This is a genomic window from Bacillus sp. M5A3_1b (assembly GCF_053345335.1).
Map to the genome: position 1 here is coordinate 1 of NZ_JBKEZY010000038.1, position 526 is coordinate 526.

The window sequence follows — 526 nt, forward strand, 5'->3', positions numbered from 1 at the left end:
TCCTCTCGGGCGCGCTTTTATTAACGGGAAGTGGCTCAGCTTGGTAGAGCACCTGGTTTGGGACCAGGGGGTCGCAGGTTCAAATCCTGTCTTCCCGATATTCCCAAAAACATGGGGCCTTAGCTCAGCTGGGAGAGCGCCTGCCTTGCACGCAGGAGGTCAGCGGTTCGATCCCGCTAGGCTCCACTTTATTTATTATATGTCTCGGAGGTATACCCAAGTTCGGCTGAAGGGATCGGTCTTGAAAACCGACAGGCGGTGAGAATCGCGCGGGGGTTCGAATCCCTCTACCTCCTCCATTTTCTTTTTAAATGGTTTAGATACATATAATAATAAAATTTTTATTTTTTTTCCTTCATGGAGGTATACCCAAGTTCGGCTGAAGGGATCGGTCTTGAAAACCGACAGGCGGCGAGAGTCGCGCGGGGGTTCGAATCCCTCTACCTCCTCCATTTTTAAAAAAACATTATATTGTCGCGGGGTGGAGCAGCACGGTAGCTCGTCGGGCTCATAACCCGAAGGTCGC

4 tRNA genes are annotated in these 526 nt (G+C 51.0%); all 4 read left to right on the top strand.

Annotated features, from left to right (window positions below):
• The first annotated feature begins 24 nt into the window (after positions 1 to 24).
• A tRNA-Pro gene (locus tag ACLBWW_RS28610) sits at positions 25 to 98 on the top strand.
• 15 nt (positions 99 to 113) lie between these two features.
• Positions 114 to 186, top strand: a tRNA-Ala gene (locus ACLBWW_RS28615).
• 20 nt (positions 187 to 206) lie between these two features.
• Positions 207 to 299: transfer RNA gene (locus ACLBWW_RS28620), tRNA-Ser, on the top strand.
• Positions 300 to 359: 60 nt separating this feature from the next.
• Positions 360 to 452 (top strand) — tRNA-Ser (locus tag ACLBWW_RS28625).
• Positions 453 to 526: the final 74 nt, after the last annotated feature.